This window comes from Pseudogulbenkiania subflava DSM 22618 (assembly GCF_900177275.1).
Taxonomy (GTDB): Bacteria; Pseudomonadota; Gammaproteobacteria; order Burkholderiales; family Chromobacteriaceae; genus Pseudogulbenkiania; species Pseudogulbenkiania subflava.
Genome location: NZ_FXAG01000020.1, coordinates 85,369 through 91,669, shown reverse-complemented (window position 1 = coordinate 91,669; position 6,301 = coordinate 85,369). Strand labels below are relative to the sequence as shown.

5 protein-coding genes are annotated in these 6,301 nt (G+C 63.3%); 3 read left to right on the top strand and 2 right to left on the bottom strand.

Annotation, left to right across the window (positions count from 1 at the left end; all coding sequences use genetic code 11):
- Window positions 1-126 precede the first annotated feature (126 nt).
- Window positions 127-1,386 carry a tyrosine-type recombinase/integrase gene (locus tag B9N72_RS16310; protein ID WP_085277349.1) on the bottom strand — a complete coding sequence of 420 codons (1,260 nt, stop codon included), beginning with the start codon at window positions 1,384-1,386 and terminating at the stop codon, window positions 127-129.
- Window positions 1,387-1,970: 584 nt separating this feature from the next.
- Between B9N72_RS16310 and B9N72_RS16305 the strand changes: the two genes are divergently transcribed.
- Complete coding sequence (locus B9N72_RS16305; RefSeq protein WP_085277348.1) at window positions 1,971-2,678, top strand: glutamine amidotransferase; 708 nt, start codon at window positions 1,971-1,973, stop codon at window positions 2,676-2,678.
- Window positions 2,679-2,680: 2 nt separating this feature from the next.
- Window positions 2,681-3,352, top strand: a complete 672-nt coding sequence (locus B9N72_RS16300; protein ID WP_234986015.1) for an MOSC domain-containing protein — start codon at window positions 2,681-2,683, stop codon at window positions 3,350-3,352.
- Between the two features lie 72 nt (window positions 3,353-3,424).
- Here the strand turns inward: B9N72_RS16300 and B9N72_RS16295 are convergent, their stop codons facing one another.
- Entirely contained in the window at window positions 3,425-5,083 is a 1,659-nt protein-coding gene (locus tag B9N72_RS16295; protein WP_085277346.1) for a thiamine pyrophosphate-binding protein, read from the bottom strand.
- A 435-nt stretch (window positions 5,084-5,518) separates the two neighbouring features.
- Between B9N72_RS16295 and B9N72_RS16290 the strand changes: the two genes are divergently transcribed.
- Window positions 5,519-6,250, top strand: a complete 732-nt coding sequence (locus B9N72_RS16290; RefSeq protein WP_085277345.1) for an SDR family NAD(P)-dependent oxidoreductase — start codon at window positions 5,519-5,521, stop codon at window positions 6,248-6,250.
- The last annotated feature ends 51 nt before the right edge of the window (window positions 6,251-6,301 follow it).

The window sequence follows — 6,301 nt, the reverse complement described above, 5'->3', positions numbered from 1 at the left end:
AGACATGGGGTGCCACCGAATTGAAAAGCAAGGTGACCGACTTGCTGGATAGGGTTGGCACAGAACTCAAATTTAGTTATGCGTGATTACTTATTATGAAAGACCAGAGGTGTTGCGATTTTGCGACTAGGCACTTTCCATAGTAATCACCCCGGCCTTGGCAAGTGCGGCCTGTTCGTCGAGCCAATCCGCAACCGCCTGCCAGCCCTCGCGCAATTGCTGTTCATTCTTCTGGATGTAATGTGTGCTGGTAATATCGTTTTTTTGTTTGTGATTCATCAGTCTTTTAACGGTGGAACCAGACACCAGCGAGTCCGCAATAGTGGCGAAAGTGGCACGCAGCATTTTGCAGTGGAAATGCACGCCAGTGATTTCTTTCACTTTTGCAACAGTTTTCCATGCATCATAAGTTTTGAATAATTGGTCGCCTGTTGCCTTACCTGCTGCCTGTTTTTGAACGATTTCCCACGCTTGGTCCGATAGCATCAACACGTGATTTGACCGATTCTTGGTGTCCACCAGCGTGACCCAGCGCCGAGTAAAGTCGATGTTTTCGATGGTGATTTGAAGCGGTTCAGATGGCCGACAGCCGGTGATGATCAGGAACTTCAGATAATTGACGGCGTCGCTTTCTTCCATTTCCTTTAGCAATCGCCACCATTTCCCGACATCATCCATGTGGATACACTCGCCAGCCACGCCGGCAGGTGCGAGATGAATTCGTTTGCGTCGTGCCGTGGTCTTGGAGAACAAATTTTCAGGAATGGGCACCTCGAAATAATTGAAAATGGCCCTCAAAACGACCATCGCGTAATTGGCGCGGCGCGCGCTGTGTGCGTGCACAGTATCGTAGACCCCCCGAATTTGATCGGCGGTGATGTCGGTTAGCAGCTTGTCGGCCAGCGGCAGCAATTCGCCGGCCTTGGTGACGTAGCCGGTACGTTTGGTGACGGAGTTCTTTACCATCGCCTTGTAATCATCCTGCGTGCGCGGCTTCAACGGCTTGTCGTCACTGACGCGCCGGGCTTTTGCACAGTATTCCTCGATAGCTTCGCGCAGCGTCGGGGTATCCGCCTTCGCCGCCTTGGCTTGGCGCTTGCCGGTGTTCAGGCTGGTGCCACTGGCAAGCTGATTGATGATGCCCCGCGCCGCCGCCCTCGCCTGCGCGATGGTCAGTTCGGGATACCGCCCAATTGTCACCCGCTCAGGTTGACCACCAGCCACCCGCTTAAACACGCAAAAGGTCTTGACCCCGCTCGACGTAACTCGAAGCTGCAAGCCGGGCTGAGTTATATCGTGGACGGTGAGTCGCTGACCGGCTAATGGCGGTTCCAGCGCATCGAGCGCCGCCTTGGTGAAAACAAAAGAGTTGGTCCGGGCTTTCATGGCATCCTCCTCGGGGTTACTTCTGGGGCTACGTTGTAGGCGTAACCCCGACAATTTCAGTGTAACCCCAACAAAGAAGGATTTCTATGAAACATAAGCCAGATAAAGCTTTGACAAGCTATAGAGAACTGGAGCCAATCCCAACAAATCTCTAATAGTTAGGACATTTGTTCCGGGCTTTTTGTTTTTCCCTGTCGCGTACCCAGCTAATGACAGCGGTTTGCCGACCGTCAACGTTCAGCGTCGGCATGCCACCATACTCGCCCTGCTTTCACTTCTCAGAAGCTCCCTGCCGTATACCGCAACGGCAAATCCGGGCGCTGTCCCCTTGCGCAATGAAAAACGTGCACACGGCAAGCGCTCCCTTGCAACCCTATGCACCGTGCAGCCGTGGCACCGTATAGCGTGGTCGACACCCGTCGCCGAGCCTGCCAGACGACCAATGACCCGGAACGCCAGGCGGTGATGGGTTGCCAAGGCTGGAACCATTCACCCCCATGGCATACCATGATGCTCTACCCCCATCCGTCAGCCATGTCCACCGCCCCGGTGGTCAGCACGCGTTCCCACAAGGAGATCACGTCATGAAATGCCTGGCATTACGGCATGTTGCCTTTGAAGACCTGGGTGTCTTCGGCACTGTGCTGAAACAGTTCGGCTATGCCGTCGAGTACCGCCAGGCCGGCATCGACCGAATGGAGGCTGACGACTGGCTCAGCCCCGACCTGCTGGTGGTACTGGGAGGACCCATCGGCGTCTACGAACAGACGGATTACCCTTGGCTGGGGGGCGAGATCGATGGCGTGGCACGGCGCCTGGCCCAGGGTCTGCCGACGCTGGGCATCTGCCTGGGCGCACAGATCATGGCCGCGGCGCTCGGGGCCCGGGTCTACCCCGGCCGGGAGAAGGAAATCGGCTGGGGAGCGGTCTCGCTCTCTGCCGCCGGCAATTTCTCCAGTCTGTCTTGCTTGCAAGAGGTGCCACTGCTGCACTGGCATGGCGATACGTTCGACCTGCCGGCCGGCGCGCAGTTGCTCGCATCGACCGAGCTGACCCCGCACCAGGCTTTTGCCTGCGGCAACAACGCGCTTGCATTGCAGTTCCACCCCGAGGTCGACGGCCATCTGATCGAGGCGTGGCTGATCGGGCACAGCGGCGAGTTGCAGCATGCCGGGCTGTCGGTTCCCGAACTACGCGCGGCCAGCCACCGCTACGCCGACAACGCGGCCCAGGCCGGCTCGGCGATGCTGGGCGCCTGGCTGCAGCAACTGGGTACGACACGATGCGAATAGCGGTGGAGGCGCTGCTGGTGGGCCGTTCCGCACCGCTGGCAGGCACTTCTCACCTGAGCGGAATCCACAAGAGCCTGGTTGCGACGCCGCTCTGGTTGTCGGAACAGGGCTTTGACGGTGACGAGCAAGCGGACCGGCGGGTACACGGCGGACCGGAAAAGGCCGTTCACCATTACCCACGCGACCACTACTCCGCCTGGATCGAGCAGCTGGGCGCGCAGCCGCTGCTGCTGGCGCCAGGCGCCTTCGGAGAAAACCTCTCGACCCGCGGCCTCACCGAAGAATCCGTCTGTGTGGGGGATGTCTTTGAGCTGGGCCAGGCGGTGGTGCAGGTGTCGCAGGGACGCCAGCCGTGCTGGAAGCTGAACGCTCGCCTTGGGCACAAAGGAGCGGCCAGGTTGATGCAGGACATGGGCCGGACCGGCTGGTATTACCGCGTGCTGAAGCCCGGTTTCGTGACCGGGAGCGATGAGTTGGTCCTCGTCGACCGACGCGAGACGGACTGGCCCTTGAGCCGGGTGATGGGCTTGCTGTTCCGGCGCGATCCGGGCCTCGCTAGGGAGTGGGCAGCGGCGGCGGAGCTGGCGCCACTGGCCGAGAACTGGAAGCGCACCTTCCGGCGCCGCCTCGACACCGGGGCGGTGGAGGATTGGTCGAAACGGCTGGAGGGCTGATGGTTAGGGGCGATGCCGGCTTGCTGCCCGGCATCGCCGCTAGCCCCTCTCCGGCGGCGAACCCATATCCGATCAGGCCAGCCGCGCCTGCGGCGTGATCTGGCGCGGGTCGACCTTCAGCTCGATCAGCGCGGGACGACCGGCCTGTGTGGCACGGGCGAACGCGGCCGGGAAGTCCTCACTGCGTCCCACCGCCTCGGCGTGAGCGCCCAAGGCCTGCGCCAGCGCGACGAAATCCGGGTTTTGCAAGTCAGTGGCGAAGGGTCGCGAGGGGTATTCGCGCTCCTGGTGCATGCGGATGGTGCCGTACATGCCGTTGTTGACCACGATGACCACTACCGCCGCGCCGAATTGCCGCGCCGTGGCGAGTTCCTGCGGGTACATCATGAAGCAGCCGTCACCGGCGAAGCACACCACCTGCCGCTCGGGGTGCTGCAGCTTGGCGGCAATCGCCGCCGGCAGGCCGTAGCCCATGGCTCCGTTGGTCGGCGCGAGCTCGGTTGCAGGCCGGCGGTAGCGGTAGAAGCGGTGAACCCAGACGGCGTAGTTGCCGGCGCCGTTGCTGACGATGGCGTCGGCCGGCAACACTTCACGCAAGTGCGTCATCACCTTGCCCATGTCGACGCCGCGGTGTTCGGGCGAGGTTGCGGGCGGGGTGCTGAAGGCCAGGTACTCGGCACGGGCATCGTGCGTCCATTGCCGCCAGGCATTGCCATCGAGCGGCGGCAGTTCGGCAAGCGCCCTGGCAAAGGCCTGCATCCCGGCATTGATCGGCAGGCGGGCGTGGTAGACGCGGCCCAGTTCTTCGGGGTCGGCGTGAACGTGGATCAGGGTCTGGGCCGGCTGCGGGCTGGCGATCAGGCTGTAGCCGTTGCTGGTGACTTCGCCCAGCCGGGTGCCGATGGCGAGAATGAGGTCGGCGTCGCGCACCCTTTCGGCCAACTGTGGGGACAGGCCGAAACCGAGATGGCCGACATAGTGCGGGTCGTCGTTATCGAACAGGTCCTGGCGGCGGAAGGCGGTGGCCACCGGCAGCGCGTTGGCCGCGGCGAAGCGATGCAAGGCCTGGCAGGCTTCCGCGCTCCATCCGCTGCCGCCGACCACCAGCAAGGGGCGCTGGGCGGCACTCAGGAGCCGGTGCAATTCGCTCATGCCGGCCGGTGCCGGCGCGGCCTGCACCGGCCGTGCCGACACGGACGGCCCCGCCACGCCCGTGCTGAACAGGATGTCGTCCGGCAGCGCCACCACCACCGGCCCTGGCCGGCCCGACATCGCCACGCTGAAGGCACGCGCCACCACTTCGGGGATGCGCTCGATGCTGTCGATCTGCGTCACCCACTTGGCCAGGCCACCGAACATCCTGACGTAGTCGACCTCCTGGAACGCCTCGCGCCCGAGAAAGCCGCGCTCGACCTGGCCGATGAACAGGATCATCGGGGTGGAGTCCTGCATGGCGGTGTGCACGCCGTTGCTGGCATGGGTGGCGCCCGGCCCGCGCGTGACGAAGCAGATGCCGGGGCGCCCGGTGAGTTTGCCGTAGGCATCGGCCATGTACGAAGCCGCTCCTTCGTGGCGGGTGACGACGGTGCGCACGCCCTGTTCGTCGCGCAAGGCGTCGAGCACTGGCAGGTAGCTCTCGCCAGGCACGCAGTACACTGCCTCCACCCCGTTCTTGACCAGTGATTCGACCAGAATCCGCCCGCCGTTGCGCGGTGCCTCGATGTCCTGCATGGCATTCCTCTCCAATCTTCCATGAACCGCAATCCTGACGCGACGTGGTACGCCGCGACCTGCTCTCGTTCGCCGGGTGGGGGTGTGATCGTGCGAAACCGGTGCTCAGTCTCTGCCTTCCGGGTGGTGTGCTCAAGCGATGCATTTTGCTGAGCTCATTCCGGAAACTCATCAACTTGGTAACGGGTTCATTCTGCCGCGCCGGAGTGTCCAGAACGTGGCCGGTGAGTCGAAGCATACGGTGCGCGGGGTGGGCGAAGCAGCAAAATCGTGCATTGACGGCTCCCGGCGTTGACGGGGCGAGGCAAGAATAGCGCGACAAGGGAATAGCACCGCCACCCCTCCTGCGCTCACGCGGGAACACGCCCTGCAAAGGGCCGCAGCAAGTTGGCGAACGGGTTCTAAGATGAAAGCAGCGACAGGCAGGAGTAAACCATGGATACAGGCAAGATTGCGGTCATCGTTGGCGTCGGCCCCGGTCTGGGCTGCGCACTGGCGCAGCGTTTCGCCCACGCCGAGATGCACGTGGCACTGGTAGCACGCGACGTGAAGAAGCTGGAGGGGCTGGCGGCCGACTGCACCGGCGTGCACCACGCCGGCCGGGCCTACGGCTGCGACGCCACCGACGAGGCGGCGGTCGAGGTGCTGTTCCAGAATATCCGTAGCGACCTGGGAGAACCGGACCTGGTGGTGTACAACGCCGGGCGTTTTGCTCCGGCGGGTCTGCTCGACACCAGCCGCGAGGAGTTCGAGCGCTGCTGGCGGGTGGGTTGTCTGGGGGGCTTTCTGGTCGGGCGCGCCGCGGCGCGCGGCATGGTGGCGCGCATCGAGAACGGCGGCGCCGGCGGCACCATCCTGTTCACCGGGGCGACGGCCAGCCTGCGCGGCAGCGCGGGCTTCCATAACCTGGCGGTAGGAAAATTCGGTCTGCGCGCGCTGGCGCAGAGCATGGCGCGCGAGTTGCAGCCCAAGGGCATCCATGTCGCCCACGTGGTGCTCGACGGCCACATCCGGCCGCAGTCGCCGGGACAGATGGGCTCCGCGCCGAACCCCGACGATATGCTGGACCCGGCGGCGATCGCCGAGGCCTACTACCAGCTATACCGTCAGCCGCGCAGCGCCTGGACGCACGAACTGGACCTGCGCCCCTGGACGGAGCACTTCTGAGAACCTGTTCACGATCTTGCTGCGCGTCCCTGATCGGGGCTCATGTGCACT

Bases quoted from the DNA above. Each gene is read 5' to 3' on its own strand.
- B9N72_RS16310 (WP_085277349.1), bottom strand. From the start codon at position 1,386: ATGAAAGCCCGGACCAACTCTTTTGTTTTCACCAAGGCGGCGCTCGAT.
- B9N72_RS16290 (WP_085277345.1), top strand. From the start codon at position 5,519: ATGGATACAGGCAAGATTGCGGTCATCGTTGGCGTCGGCCCCGGTCTG.
- B9N72_RS16295 (WP_085277346.1), bottom strand. From the start codon at position 5,083: ATGCAGGACATCGAGGCACCGCGCAACGGCGGGCGGATTCTGGTCGAA.
- B9N72_RS16305 (WP_085277348.1), top strand. From the start codon at position 1,971: ATGAAATGCCTGGCATTACGGCATGTTGCCTTTGAAGACCTGGGTGTC.